The organism is Actinomadura sp. 9N215 (genome assembly GCF_044326345.1).
Taxonomy (GTDB): domain Bacteria; phylum Actinomycetota; class Actinomycetes; order Streptosporangiales; family Streptosporangiaceae; genus Spirillospora.
Window position 1 is genome coordinate 37,424 of the sequence record NZ_JBIRBA010000043.1, and the last position, 13,503, is coordinate 50,926.

General features: G+C 71.7%; 10 protein-coding genes. 7 read left to right on the forward strand and 3 right to left on the reverse strand.

Annotated features, from left to right (window positions below):
- Positions 1–65 precede the first annotated feature (65 nt).
- A complete protein-coding gene (locus tag ACH34T_RS42005; RefSeq protein WP_396026603.1) occupies positions 66–1,733 on the forward strand; it encodes a flavin monoamine oxidase family protein in 1,668 nt (555 codons plus the stop codon).
- A gap of 59 nt (positions 1,734–1,792) precedes the next feature.
- On the opposite strand, the gene ACH34T_RS42010 is transcribed toward ACH34T_RS42005, so the two are convergent.
- On the reverse strand, positions 1,793–3,730 hold the full coding sequence (locus tag ACH34T_RS42010) for a Xaa-Pro dipeptidyl-peptidase (protein WP_396026604.1): 1,938 nt from the start codon (positions 3,728–3,730) through the stop codon (positions 1,793–1,795).
- Between the two features lie 504 nt (positions 3,731–4,234).
- On the opposite strand from ACH34T_RS42010, the gene ACH34T_RS42015 reads away from it, so the two are divergent.
- From ACH34T_RS42015 to ACH34T_RS42035, 5 genes are read left to right on the forward strand one after another with little or no spacing between them, the layout of a single operon-like run.
- Positions 4,235–5,629, forward strand: coding sequence for a hypothetical protein (locus ACH34T_RS42015; RefSeq protein WP_396026605.1), 1,395 nt, complete (start codon positions 4,235–4,237; stop codon positions 5,627–5,629).
- Positions 5,626–6,078, forward strand: a complete 453-nt coding sequence (locus ACH34T_RS42020; RefSeq protein WP_396026606.1) for a hypothetical protein — start codon at positions 5,626–5,628, stop codon at positions 6,076–6,078. Before ACH34T_RS42015 ends, ACH34T_RS42020 begins: the two co-directional genes overlap by 4 nt.
- Positions 6,079–6,095: 17 nt before the next feature.
- Positions 6,096–6,767, forward strand: a complete 672-nt coding sequence (locus tag ACH34T_RS42025; protein WP_396026607.1) for a VWA domain-containing protein — start codon at positions 6,096–6,098, stop codon at positions 6,765–6,767.
- On the forward strand, positions 6,757–7,899 hold the full coding sequence (locus ACH34T_RS42030; RefSeq protein ID WP_396026608.1) for a protein phosphatase 2C domain-containing protein: 1,143 nt from the start codon (positions 6,757–6,759) through the stop codon (positions 7,897–7,899). The genes ACH34T_RS42025 and ACH34T_RS42030 overlap by 11 nt, the downstream gene beginning before the upstream one ends.
- A 4-nt stretch (positions 7,900–7,903) precedes the next feature.
- Positions 7,904–8,848 (forward strand): hypothetical protein, encoded by a 945-nt coding sequence (locus ACH34T_RS42035; protein WP_396026609.1) that lies wholly within the window; start codon positions 7,904–7,906, stop codon positions 8,846–8,848.
- Positions 8,849–8,851: 3 nt separating this feature from the next.
- Here the strand turns inward: ACH34T_RS42035 and ACH34T_RS42040 are convergent, their stop codons facing one another.
- Positions 8,852–11,338 carry a HelD family protein gene (locus ACH34T_RS42040; RefSeq protein WP_396026610.1) on the reverse strand — a complete coding sequence of 829 codons (2,487 nt, stop codon included), beginning with the start codon at positions 11,336–11,338 and terminating at the stop codon, positions 8,852–8,854.
- 219 nt (positions 11,339–11,557) lie between these two features.
- Between ACH34T_RS42040 and ACH34T_RS42045 the strand changes: the two genes are divergently transcribed.
- A complete protein-coding gene (locus ACH34T_RS42045; protein ID WP_396026611.1) occupies positions 11,558–13,243 on the forward strand; it encodes an alkaline phosphatase D family protein in 1,686 nt (561 codons plus the stop codon).
- Here the strand turns inward: ACH34T_RS42045 and ACH34T_RS42050 are convergent.
- Entirely contained in the window at positions 13,190–13,417 is a 228-nt protein-coding gene (locus ACH34T_RS42050) for a hypothetical protein (protein ID WP_396026612.1), read from the reverse strand. The two genes, ACH34T_RS42045 and ACH34T_RS42050, sit on opposite strands and share 54 nt — an antisense overlap.
- Between the last annotated feature and the right edge of the window lie 86 nt (positions 13,418–13,503).

Consider the following 13,503-nt stretch of genomic DNA (forward strand, 5'->3'; position numbering starts at 1 on the left):
TTTAGCGTGCTGTCCGTCCGACGGGCGATCAAGCGTTGCCGTCGACGTCTCCCAGAAGGAGCATGATGGACCAGCCACACAATGGCTCCTCACGCCGCACATTCCTCGGCGTGGCCGCGTCCGCCACTTTGCTGCAGGTCATGACCGGCGTCGTTCCGGCCCATGCGGCGCCGGCGCCGACCGGCCTGCTGAGACCGCCGCGCAGGACGGGCGGCGGCAAGACCGTCGCGATCCTCGGCGCGGGCGTCAGCGGGGTGACCGCCGCGCTCAAGTTCATCGAGGCGGGATACAGGGTGACCATCCTGGAGGCCCAGGGCCGCATTGGCGGGCGGAGCCTCACCGCCCGGCGCGGCGACACCATCACCGAGGTATGGGCGGACGGATCGGCCCGCACCCAGACGTGCCGGCTCGACCGCGGCCTCTACGTCAACCTCGGCCCGGCGCGCATCCCCTACCACAACCAGCGGGTCATCGGCACGTGCCGCAAGTATCGGATCCCGCTTGAGCAGTACATCATGCAGTCCAACGCGAACCTGTACCAGACCGAGCGGCTGTGGGGGCGGGCACCCGTCCGCAGCGGCCAGATCGCCAACGACGTCCGCGGATATGTCGCCGAATACGCGGCGGCCGCCGTCAGGAAGGGATTGCTCGACGGCGAATTGAGCGAGGCCCAGCGTGCCAGGCTGCTGGCCCTGTTGGACGAGTTCGGCGATCTCGACGCGGCCGGCCACGACTACCGCGGATCCCTGCGCTCGGGGACGGCCAGGCCGCCCAGCGTCCCGCGGGAACTTGAGAGAAAAGACCCGCTGTCTCTTCCGGACCTGTTGGAGAGCGCATTCTGGGATACCCGATACTATTGGGAGCTCGATTACCATTACCAGGGCTCATTGTTCGAGCCGGTCGGCGGGATGGACATGATCGTCCGCCGGCTGGCGTCCGCGCTGCCCGCCGGCGTCATCACGCTCAACGCTCCCGTGCACGCCATCGGCTTGGTCGAGGACGGGGTGCGGGTCGCGTGGAAGGACGCGGATGGGGAGCACGCCAAGACGTTCGACTACTGCCTGAGCAGCATCCCCGTGCCGGTCCTGCGGCAGCGCGTCGATCTCCAAGGGTTCTCCGCCGACTTCGGCCGCGCCGTCGCGGGCCTCGGGTTCGCACCCGCCTGCAAGCTGGGCTGGCAGGCGAACCGGCGTTTCTGGGAATCGGAGAAGTACCAGATCTACGGCGGCATCAGCTGGGTCGAAGGCGAGACACAGCAGATCTGGTATCCGTCCACCAACTACCTGTCCCCTGACGACAAGGGCGTCCTGCTCGGGGCCTACTGCGCCTACGACAGCGGGCTGACGTTCGGCGACCGCCCGCACGACCAGCGCCTGAAGACGGCCCGTGCCGCGGGGGCGCGACTGCACTCCGAGTTCGCCGACCGGTCGATCGTCCCCGAGCGGCAGGGCGTGTCCGTCGCCTGGCACAAGGTGCCGTTCCAGCTTGGCGCATGGGCTCACTGGGACCACACCATCTCCGATCACCGGGAATGGTACGAGTCGCTGATCAATTTCCAGGGGAACGGCACCTTCATGGTGATCGGAGACCAGGTCACCCCGCTGCCCGGCTGGCAGGAGGGCGCGATGATGTCGGCGGAGTGGGCGTTCGCGTCCGTTCACGGCGGCCGGCGTCCCGGGCGCGTGAGCGTCCAGCGCGCCCCGAACTCCAGGCTCGTGACGACCGGCCGCTGACTAAGGGGCTCCAGCATGGCGAGGCCGCCGCCCCCTGCGGGCGGCGGCCTCCCCATGGATCAGTGGAACTCGCGTTCCTGGACGGGCAGCGTGACGTCGGACGGGCCGCGCCACGTCGTCTTCGGCTGCGGGACGAGCGCGGTCGCGTCGTCGTCCCCGCCGCCGAGCACGACCGGGATGGTGATGGAGCTGCCGCGCAGGTCCACCGTCACTTTCGCCTCCGTGGGCGTATCGGTGTTGTAGTCGGAGTCCGTCCCGGCGATGATCAGCGCCAGGCGGTGGCCCTTCTTCAGCACGTACTCCTGGCTGAGCGTGTCCCACCGGACGTCGTAGTAGCGGCCCGGCTTCAACGGCGTCGGGTCGCTCAGCGACCCGTCGTTCTGGGCGTCGAGCCAGCCGCGGGCGACCACGTTCACCGGCGACTTCACGGTCTTGACCACCGTCTGCTTGTAGCAGGCGTCGTCGCCGGGCGCGCTCTCGCCGTGGCAGTCCTCGGTGGTGAGGGTCCTGATGCCGGAGCCCGGGCCGAGGTAGTCGACGCGGGTGTCCTCGCCGTAGTCGACGAGCAGCGCCGTCAGGTTGGACGTGGGCTTGTCCAGGCTGATCCGCAGGCGGGCCTCGGGCGTCCCGGACAGGCGTCCGGCCAGCGGCAGCGGACCCGACACGAAGGCGGTCCTGAACGGCTTCGCCGTCCCCGGGTCGCTGACCATCTCGCCCTCGCTGTGGCCGAGCCGGCGCGGTCCGAGCTCGTCGGTGAACGTGGCCGTCGCACCCTTCCCGGCGCGCTTCGGGCCGAGCGAGCCGTCCGCGCCCGGCCGCAGGGTGATCTCGTGCGCGTCCCGGGACGGCCAGTCCCGCTGCGTGATCCACTGGTCGGGGCCGATCTCGATGTCGGCGCGCGGCCCCCGCATCACGTCGTTGCGGACCTTGTGCAACTCGTGGTCGAACCACTTGTGCAGGGTCGCGACCCAGTCGTCCCGCCGGATGTCGAACGGGTCGACGTGGCCGCGCTGCGACAGCCACACCTTCCGGTCGATGCCGCGCTTCGCGAGCTCCCGCCACCAGAGCGCGAAGTGGTTGTCCTTCACGTTCAGGTCGTTGACGCCGTGGTAGGCGAACAGGCTGGCGCGCACGTCGCGGACGTCGCCGATCGTGCCGTGCCGGTAGTCGGCGTCCCGCCAGTACGCGTTGTAGTTGCCGGTCGCGTCGTCCTCGCCCTCGCCGAGGTCGGCGCGGACGGCGGCGCACTTCTCGAACGGGTCCGTGTCGACGTAGTCGGCGAGCCACGGCTGCTCGTTCGTCCAGTAGTTCACGCCGTTCATGCGGCTGTAGTCGTACCAGCTGCTGATCGCCGCGATCGGGACGATCGTCTCCAGGCCCTTCACACCGGTCGCGGCGACGCCGTTGGCGAGCGTCCCGTCGTAGGACTTGCCGATCATGCCGGTGCGGCCGGTCGTCCAGGTGGCCTTGGCCGGGCTGCCGTCCGCCCGGTACGCCTTCGCGCGGCCGTTCAGCCAGTCGACGACGGCCTTGCCGCCAAGGACGTCGGACGGCCCGCCGCTCACCGGGCAGCCGTCGGACTTGGTGGTCCCGACCATGTCGACCGCGAGGTAGGCGTACCCGCGCGGGACGAAGTAGTTGTCGTAGAACAGCGGGAACCGCACCGGGTTCCCGTTCGCGTCGTAGGTCTTGAGCTCGCTCTCGTTGCCGCGTCCGGCGTTGTCGTAGTACGGGCTCTCGTCCATGATCACCGGGACCTTGAGGCCGCGCTCGGTCTCCTTGGGCCGGATGACGTCCACGTTGACGCGGTCGCGCTTGCCGTCCCCGTCGCTGTCCAGATCGGTCTCGACGTACACGTGCTCGCGGATCGCGTCCTTGTAGGAGAAGACCGGCTGGGTCACGCCGCCCTTCACCACGATCTCGGGGGGCGCCTGCGCGTACGCCGTGACCCCGCCGGCCGCCGTGAGCGCCGCACCGGTCAGCACGGCCACCGTCATCGTCCGCCGGGTCCGTCTCAGGGATCGCCTGGCCAACCCGCACCTCCGGAAAGATAAATGATCTCTACGGGGGCACAGGCTCCTCGTCCGGGGACGCCGGGTAAAGGTCGGCGCTCGCCTAACTCGGGCCGGATTTGGTCACGTCCTGCCCTTGCGATCTCCGCACGTCGCGGCCACGCCGTCCCGCCTCCGCTCCCGCCGCCGGTGGGCGGGAGCCGCCCCCAACATGATCGCCGCGCAATTCGGCGCTCGTCGGCCGGGGTGCGCGACCCGGCGTCTCCCAGCGTAATACGAGTGGTCGATCTTGATCAACGGGATGGCTTTATCACGGACGCGCCCGCGCGCGCCGGTCCTTTGCGCAAAGCGTCCGAATGCGGCCACTGTGATCGGGGACGCGGTCGACGGCGGAGCCGATCAACCACAATCCGTATATTCGATTCATGTCGGATGTGTATGGCCTCGCATGACATGACCCGACCAGGACAGAAATACGGGGGCGTTTCATTGACGGCGACCATGGGCCGGGCGGTCGCCCCGCCTGACCGGTTCGAGCGCGACGAAACGGTGGAACGGCTGAAGGCCCTGGCGGCGGAGGAACGCCTTGAGGCGCGGTCGGCCCAGCTCGGCCGGCTCGCCGACGACCTCGCGGCGGAGACGGATCTCGGCCGGTGGGCCGCCGTCGACCTGTACGCCGCGTTCCTGCGGGACGACACGGTCGGCGACCGTCCGGAGAACGCCACGCGGCGCTGGACGGCGGCCGTCCTCGACCTCCTCCCCGCCGTGCTGATCTTCGTGCCGATCATGCTGACCTGGATCGGCCTCTACAAGGCGACGAGCGCCTACCGGAGCAGCAGGGGCGACCCCACGCTCACCGGCAAGTCCTTCCTCGAACAGTGGCAGACGGGCTTCAACGGCCGTCTCGGCGGAGGGTTCTACTTCGACCGCATCGCGCTGTGGACGCTGCTCGCGATCGTGATCCTGATCTTCGTCTCGGTCTGCCAGACCCTGGTCCGCCGGAGCTCCGACCGCGCCGACGCGCAGGAGCGGACGCGCCTCACCCGGGAGCTGGCCGGTGCGCTCACCGCCGCCGACTTCCACCTCAGCCTGTTCCGGATGGACGACGCCTCCCGCGCCGACCACGCGGCGCAGCGGCTCATGGACGCCGCCGACGAGGCCGGGAAGGCCGGCGCGGCGGCCGGCGACCTCCAGCGCGCGGCGCACGACGCCGTGGAGCAGACCCGCGCCGGCATGGAACGCGTCGAGCAGCTCGCCGAGGCGCTGCTGAAGAGCGACGACGCGATGCGCGCGGCCGCCGGACGGGTCGAGAAGGCGATCGAGGGCGTCGGCCGGAGCCTGGCCGAGGTCTCGTCCGCCGCCACGTCCGTCGCCGACGCGGCCGCCGGGCTCACCCGCTCGTCCACGGCCGACTCCGAGCGGCTGCGCAAGGCGATCGCGGAGGCCGCCACGGAGCTGCGGTCCGCGGCGGACGCCGACCGCGACCGGCTCGGCGACCGCATCACCGCCGCCCTCGACACGAGCGGCGCCGCGATCCGGACGGCCCTCGACGAGTGGCGGACCGAAGGCGCCATGTACTCGCACCGCCACGAGGCCGCCGCCGACCACCTCGGCCTGATCGTCGGCTCGATCGAGCAGCTCATCACGGCCACGAAGGCCGCGTTCGACGACCTGCCCGCGACGGCCCGCGACCTCGAACAGGGGATGGGCACGGCGATCACCGCCATGAAGGCGGAGATGGACCGGCTTCTCACCGGGCTCCCCCTCGCCGACGAGCGCACGAGGGCCGTCACCGACGAGTTCGCCGAACTCCGGAACTCGGTGGACCTCCTCCGCGACCAGCTCGCCAGGTCGGGCGGACTGAGGCGGCGGTTGTTCCGATGAACCTGCGGACATCGGTGACCGCCATCGCCGGATGGCTGTTCGCCGACCTGCTCCTCGCGTTCGCCATCGTCGCGCTCGGCACCCAGGACCCGCCGCCCCGTCCGGTCGCCCGCCCCACCCCGCCGCCCCGGCAGGCCCTGGAACGGCGGTTCGTGGAGGTCACCCTCTCCGTCGACTCGGACGACGCCAAGAAGGGCAGCGGGAGCGCGATCCAGGCGCTGCGCCGCGCCATCCGGTCGGAGCCCGCCCTGCGCGGCCGCAAAGCGGGCATCGTGCTGACGTTCGGCGCGCAGAACAACGGCGGCGAGGCCTTCGCCCATGACGTCAACGAACTGCTGAAACGAGCCGACGGAACGCTTTTCGCCGACGTCGCCACCCGCGACTTCCAGCTCCTCGGAGCCTCCGGCGGAGAAGTGCTGCTCAACATCTACCTTTTCCACAAGAACTGACCCCGAGAGGCCCAAGGATGAGCGAACAGGTACTTCCCTTCTACCTCGTCTGCGACGAATCGTGGTCGATGAGCGGGGAGCCGATCAAGGCCATCAACGATTCCCTGCCGAGGCTCCACGAGGAGATCGGCAGCAATCCGGTCGTCGCGGACAAGACCCGGTTCTGCCTCATCAGCTTCAGCCAGGAGGCGCAGGTCCTGCTCGAACTCTCGGATCTGAGCGAGGTCACCCAGATCCCCCAGCTGACGGCGGACGGCGGCACGTCCTACAGCAGCGCCTTCGACCTTCTCCGCTCGACCATCGAGGCGGACATCGACCGGCTCAAGGCCGGCGGGCACCAGGTCCTCCGTCCCGCCGTGTTCTTCCTGACCGACGGCCAGCCCAACGACAGCGCCGACTGGGACATGGCGTACCGGCGCGTCATCGACCCGGCATGGGGGCCCCGGCCCAACATCCTGGCCTTCGGGTTCGGCGACGTGAACAGCGAGACGCTCAAGCAGATCGCCACCGTGCGGGCCTTCATCTCCGACGAGACGCTGACGCCCGACCAGGCGCTGAAGGAGTTCGCGCAGTCGCTGATCCGCTCGATCGTCCGGTCCGGCACCTCCGGCGGCTCGGACGGCGGCATGAGCCTCGCGATGCCCGACGAGGTGCCCGGCTTCACCACGATTCCGGCCGATGTCATCTGATCGCCCCGTGCCGGAACGTCCCGAGGACGAGGACTGGCGGCACCGGGCGCGCCCGGCGGGGCGGCGCGAGCCTCCGCCGGTGCTGAACGGTCCGCCCCAGCACTGGGGCGAGATCCCCGCCCAACCGGAGGGCGCGCAGCCCGCGCAGCCCGCGCCCCCCATGCAGCCCGCGCAGCCCCCGCCTCCCGTGCAGCCCGCACCTCCCGTGCAGCCCCCACCTCCGGTGCAGGGCGCGCCTTCCGTGCGGCTCGCGCCCGCCGCTCCCCACCTGCCGGGCGAGCCGTTCGAGAGCCCGCCGGAGTACCGTCGGCCGCACCCGAAGGGCGGGGTCCCGCGGGGGCTTCCGCGCGCGAGCGCCGCGGTGCCCGACATGGTGCTGGACGGCGCCGACTTCGACCACCTCGCCGTCCGGGCCGCGTCGCTGCGCGGCGACGAGCACCGCTACTACGGCGAGCCGCGGCAGGACTCGGTCGCGCTCTGGCCGATGACGCTGGCGGGCGGCGACGCGCTCCTGGCCTGCGTCGCGGACGGCGTAGGCAGCCAGCCGAACTCGCACGAGGGCTCCGCGCTGGCCTGCGCGCTGCTCCGCGAGGAGATCGAAAGGTCCTCCGCGCGCTGGACGTGGGAGCACCTCGACGTGTTCGCCGCCACCGCGCGCTGGATCGCGGACGCGATGGTCCACCACGCGGAGCGGCGCAACGTGCCCGCCAAGGCGCTGTCCACCACGCTCGTGGCGGCCGCCGTGGACCTCGCGCCGGCCGACGGGCGCCACCGGTTCGCGCTGCTGCGGTTGGGCGACAGCACGGCCTTCCTCCTGCGCGACGGCGTGCTCGGCGAGATCGGCCCGGCCGGCCCGTCCGACGGGGCGATCCTGGACACCGCCACCGACGCGCTGCCGGGCGATCCCCGGGCCGTGCGCACGGAGGTCGGTGAGATCGGCGCCGGCGACGTGCTCGTCCTGTGCACGGACGGCCTGTCGAACCCGATGCGCAGCGACGAGGTGCGGGAGCAGCTCCAGGGGTGCTGGTCCCGTCCCGACGTGCCCGGCGTCCTGGAGTTCGGCTGGCAGCTCGGCTTCCGGGCGAAGTCCTTCGGCGACGACCGCTCGGCCGTCTGCGTCTGGGGGCGGTAGCGGGATGTGGCCGAACGGGACGCAGCTGCCGCTGGACGAACTCACCCTCGGCGCGGAGATCGGCACCGGCGGGCAGGGGAGGGTCCTTGAGGTGCGCGGGGACGGCAGCGGACACGTCTTCAAGGAGTACCTGCAACCTGGGAAGGTGAACGGCGACGCCCTGAAACGGCTGGTCGAGCTGCCCGGCGCGCTGTCCGGGGACGACCGCGCCGCGCTGCTGCGGCAGGCGGCCTGGCCGCTCGCGCGCGTTCTCGACGGCGGGGTCGTCAAAGGCTTCGTGATGCGCAGGGTGCCCCCGGAATTCTGGGGCAGGGCGGCCCCGGGGATGAAGCTCCGCGAATTCCAGTACCTGCTCTTCGAGCCGAAGGCGATGTGGGGCGAGATCACGCCGCCCGGCGCGGACGGGCGGCTGGAGATCGTCCGCAACGCCGTGGCGCTGTTCCGGCTGCTGCACTCCCATCGGCTCGTGGTCGGCGACGTGTCCATGAACAACCTGCTGTGGTCGCCCGGCGGGGACGTCTTCCTCCTCGACTGCGACGGGATCCGCGCGACGGGCACGCACCCGGTCCTTGAGCAGCCGTCCACCCTCGACTGGGACGATCCCGAGCAGCCGGTCACCGGCCCGGACCTGGACACCGACCGGTACAAGCTGGCCCTGCTGGTGGCGCGCGTCCTGACGCGGACGTCCGCGCTGCGTCCGGGAGGGGCGGTCGAGTACGTGCCGGGCGTTCCGGAGCGCATCGCGGGCGAGGTGGCCGCCCGGTTCGCGGAGGCGGCGGAGGGCCGGGGCCTGCGGCCGGACGCGGCGCACTGGGCGCGGGCGCTCGACGAGCGCGGCGTCATCGAGCTCGGCCCGCTGCCGCCGGTGCGGAGGCCGCCGAGCCTTCCCGAGGCCCCCATGGACGGCAGGCGGGGGCAGCGTCCGATGATCCAGCTGCCCCCGGTCTGAGCGTCAGCCCAGGTTCGCCAGGAGGGGCGGCAGGTCGCCGGCGTGGACGACGGTCAGGCGGCGGGTGGCCCGGGTGAGGGCGACGTAGAGGTCCTGGCCGCCCTTGGGGGACTCCGCCAGCACCCCGGCCGGGTCGACGATGATCACGGAGTCGAACTCCAGGCCCTTGGCCTCCTCGGCGGTCAGCACGACGGCGGGGGAGTCGAGGGCCTCGGGGGTCGCGCCCGCGGCGGCGTCTGGGAGGGCGGCGAGGACGGCGGCGTGCCGGGCCCCGGACGTGATGACGGCGAGGCGCCCCTCCTTGAAGGCGCCGCCGATCCCGTCGGGCGTCCCCGCGGCGATGCTCGACAACTCGGACCGGACGAGCGAGGGCAGCTCCGCGACCGGCAGCTCGACCGCGGTGGGCGGCGGGCCGTCGTCCCGGACGGGTTCGGGCGGCGTCTCGCCGGGCGCGACGGCGGCGAGCACGCCGGCGGCGACCTTCATGATCGCGGCCGGGGTGCGGTAGTTGACCAGGAGCCGCTGCTCGCGCCAGCGGCCGGGGACGTACCGGTCGAGCATCTGCCCCCAGGACGCGGCGCCCGCGGCGCTGCCGGTCTGGGCGATGTCGCCGACGACGGTGAGGGACCGGGTCGGGACGCGCCGCATGACGGCGCGCCAGGCCATCTCGGAGAGCTCCTGCGCCTCGTCGACGATGACGTGCCCGTACACCCATTCGCGGTCGGCCATGGCGCGCTGGGCGGTGGTGAGCGGCGGGCCGCCGTCGTGGTGGCGCTCCGCCAGGTCGCTCCCGGAGATCAGGTCGCTCGCGGTGAGCCTCTCGACGTTCCCGGTGTCGGTGGACTCGATCACCTCCTGGGCGTACAGCGCCTCCCGCGCGCGTGCGGCGGCGGCCGCGCGCTCACGGGCCTTCTCGGCGGAGTCGTCCTTGCCGAGGAGGTCGGCGGCCTCGTCCAGCAACGGGACGTCGGAGACCGTCCACGGAGCAATGGACGAACTGTTCGTCGAGCGGAGCTCGTCGGTTGGATGGTGGTGGGTGGGGGCTGGAGGACGGTGCAGAAGGGTCGATTCGGTGGGGGTCAGGCCGGCTCGGGGGCCGATGCGGGTGAGGGACTCGGGGTCGGCGTAGAGGTCGGTCAGGAGCTGCTCCGGGGTCAGCTCGGGCCAGAGCGCGTTGATGGCGCGCCGGACGGCAGGGTCCTGCCAGAGGGTCTCCTTGGCGAGGCGGAGTTCCGCGTCGTCCAGGAGGGGTTCTTCTTCGGCCTCGTCGATGAGTTCCTGGAGCCAGCCGGGGAGGCCGCCGTTCTTGGCGATGTCTTCCAGGGGCTCGTCCATGATGCGGTCGTACTGCTCGGCGCGGTTGACGGCGAGCGCCTCCAGCAGGTCGTGGACGAAGCGGCGCCGCTGGACGTTGTGGGGGAGGCGCAGGCCGCGGGCGCGGTCGCGTGTCCGTTCACATGTCTCGGCGTCGACGACGAGGGTGAGGCCGTCGGTCTCGACGTGCAGGCCGTCCGGGGGGACGCGCTGCCGGTCGTGGACGGCCTCCCGCACCAGGTCGGCCATGCGGAAGTCTCCCTTGACGACGGCGACCGCGGGTTCTTCCCTCGCGGTCGCCTTCAGGCCCGGGTACAGCTCGCCGACCGTGGCCAGGGCGACGTCGGTCTCGCCGAGGCCGGGCAGCACCTGCTCGATGTAGCGCAGGAACGTGGCGTTCGGGCCGACGACGAGGACTCCGCGCCGTTCGAGGACGTCCCGGTGCGTGTAGAGCAGGTAGGCGGCGCGGTGCAGGGCGGCGACGGTCTTGCCGGTGCCGGGACCGCCCTGGACGACGAGCACGCCCTGCAGGCCCGAGCGGATCACCTGGTCCTGCTCCTCCTGGATGGTGGCGACGACGTCGCTCATCCGGCCCGTCCGGCCGCGGCGGAGCGTGGCGAGCAGCGCGGCCTCGCCGACGATGCCGCCGCGTTCGGACTCGTCCAGGCCCTCCAGGTCGAACACCTCGTCGTCCAGCCGGACGACCTCGCGGTGGCGCAGGTGCAGGTGGCGGCGCCGGGCGAGGGTGCCGGGCGCGCCGGGGGTGGCGGTGTAGAACGGGCGGGCGGCGGCGGCGCGCCAGTCGATCAGGAGGGGCTCGTGGTCCTCGTCGCGGAGGCCGACGCGGCCGATGTAGAACGTGTCGCCGGGGCCGTCCGCGTCGGCGCGGTGGTCGATCCGGCCGAAGCACAGGCCGTGCTCGACGCCGCCGAGCCGGGCGAGGCGGCGTGCGGCCTCGTCGGTGGCGACGGTGCTCTCCACCCGGGCCTGGAACGCGGCGCCGCCGCCCGCGGCCGGACCCTCGCGCAGCGCGGCGGCGGCCTTCTCCCGCTCGGCGTCGAGCCGCGTGTACACGCGGGACACGTACTCCTGCTCGGTGCGGATCGCGGCCTGCCGCGCGCGTTCTCCGCTTTCCTCGCGCTGGGGGTTGACAGCGCCCGCTTGACGGAGTCCCATGCCTGAGGTACACTCCTATTCATAGGGTGGAAGTTCTGTGTGCAACTCGTAAGTTGCTACCTTACCATCCTTTCCTGCGCGCTGTACGCGATCTTCCGGTCCGGCCAAAAAGATCATCGTTGTTGTGGTGGACGTCATCCCGGCGGTACCCGCGGGTCACCGGCCTTCGTGAGGCTTTTCGGCGATTGATGCCGGATCTCCCGAAAGGTCGCTACCCCCATGGCCGACATCGCACGTCCGCCGAGCCGGCGAACCTTCCTCGTCACCGGCGGGCTCGCCGCCGCCGTCGCGGCGGCCGGAGCCCCCGGCCCCGCGCACGCCGCCCCCAGCCCCCGGAACCTTCCGCGCGACCCGTTCACGCTCGGCGTCGCGTCCGGCGACCCCGGCCCGGACGGCTTCGTCCTCTGGACCCGGCTGGCCCTGAACCCCCTCGCCGAGGACGGCCTCGGCGGCATGCCGTCCTCGACGGTCCCCGTCCAGTGGGAGGTCGCGTCCGACGAGCGCTTCCGCCGCGTCGTGCGCCGCGGCACCGCCGACGCCAGGGCCCGCTCCGCGCACTCCGTCCACATCGAGCTGAACGGCCTGCGCCCCGGCAGCGAGTACTGGTACCGCTTCCGCGCCGGTAACCACGTGTCCCCGGTCGGACGGACCCGCACCGCGCCGCACCCGTCCACGTACGGCCCGGCCCTCGCCATGGGCTTCGTGTCCTGCTCCCAGTTCGAGCACGGCTACTTCACCGCCTACCGGCGGCTCGCCGAGGAGCACCCCGACCTGATCCTGCACCTCGGCGACTACCAGTACGAGTACAAGAAGGGCGTCTACACCATCCCGGGCGGAAACGTCCGCGACCACGAGGGCCCCGAGACCGTCACGCTGGCCAACTACCGGCTGCGGCACGCCCAGTACAAGTCCGACCAGGACCTGCAGGCCGCGCACCACGCCGCGCCGTGGCTCGTCGTGTTCGACGACCACGAGGTCGAGAACAACTGGGCCGACGACGTCCCCGAGGCGAACTCCGACACCCCGTCGCCCGAGGCGTTCCGCGCCCGCCGCGCCGCCGCGTTCCAGGCGTACTACGAGAACATGCCGCTGCGCCGCCGCTCCATCCCGCGCGGCCCGGACATCCAGGTCTACCGGCGGGTCTCCTGGGGACGCCTCGCCAACTTCCACATGCTCGACACCCGCCAGTTCCGCGACGACCAGGCCTGCGGCGACGGCTACAAGGACTGCCCCGACGCGCTCGACCCGAAGCGCTCCATCACCGGCGACCGGCAGGAGCGCTGGCTGCTCGACGGGTTCCGCCACTCCCGCGCCCAGTGGGACGTCCTCGGCCAGCAGGTGTTCTTCGCGCAGCGCGACAACACCGCCGGGCCCGTCAAGAAGACCTCGATGGACTCCTGGGACGGCTACGCCGCGTCCCGCGACCGGATCACCAAGGGCTGGCTGGACGCCAAGGTCCGCAACCCGGTCGTGCTCACCGGCGACGTCCACGCCCACTGGGCGAGCGACCTGAAGGCGGACTACGACGACCCCGGCTCGAAGACGGTCGGCGCTGAGCTGGTGTGCTCGTCCATCACCAGCGGCGGCGACGGGGCGGACTCCAACCCCGCCGACCAGCCCTTCCTCAAGATCAACCCGCATCTGCGGTTCTACAACAACCAGCGCGGCTACGTCCTCACGAAGATCGGCAAGGACGAGCTGAAGGCCGACTTCAAGACGCTGCCGACCGTCCGGAACCACGACGCGAAGGCGTCGACCAAGGCGACGTTCGTGGTCGAGGACCGCGTGCCCGGCGTCAAGCAGACCTACCTGCGCCCGTACGACTCGCCCAAAGGAGCGGCGCGGTCTCGGTCAGACGACGAGCTGATCCGGCAGACCGTCCAGAACGAGACCCAGCGCCCCTAGACCATCCTGCACGGGGGCGGCGGGGGGGGGGGGGCCGGCGCGGGTTTTCATGTGCGGGGTTCTGCGGGCTATTTCGTTTTCCACGACGGTTTGCAGGGCCTCGCGGAGCAGGTCTGCCGGGCTCGGGAAGTGGTAGGTGAGGGAGCCCAGGGAGACGCCGGCGGCGCGGGCCACGGCGCGGTTGGACCCGGGCCGATGCCCTGGTCGCCGATGAGGCGGAGGGTGGCGTGGAGGATCTGGTCGCGGGCGCTCATTTGTGC

Coding starts and splice junctions, on each gene's coding strand:
- ACH34T_RS42005 (WP_396026603.1), top strand. CDS start 66: ATGGACCAGCCACACAATGGCTCCTCACGCCGCACATTCCTCGGCGTG.
- ACH34T_RS42010 (WP_396026604.1), bottom strand. CDS start 3,730: ATGACGGTGGCCGTGCTGACCGGTGCGGCGCTCACGGCGGCCGGCGGG.
- ACH34T_RS42020 (WP_396026606.1), top strand. CDS start 5,626: ATGAACCTGCGGACATCGGTGACCGCCATCGCCGGATGGCTGTTCGCC.
- ACH34T_RS42025 (WP_396026607.1), top strand. CDS start 6,096: ATGAGCGAACAGGTACTTCCCTTCTACCTCGTCTGCGACGAATCGTGG.
- ACH34T_RS42030 (WP_396026608.1), top strand. CDS start 6,757: ATGTCATCTGATCGCCCCGTGCCGGAACGTCCCGAGGACGAGGACTGG.
- ACH34T_RS42035 (WP_396026609.1), top strand. CDS start 7,904: ATGTGGCCGAACGGGACGCAGCTGCCGCTGGACGAACTCACCCTCGGC.
- ACH34T_RS42040 (WP_396026610.1), bottom strand. CDS start 11,338: ATGGGACTCCGTCAAGCGGGCGCTGTCAACCCCCAGCGCGAGGAAAGC.
- ACH34T_RS42045 (WP_396026611.1), top strand. CDS start 11,558: ATGGCCGACATCGCACGTCCGCCGAGCCGGCGAACCTTCCTCGTCACC.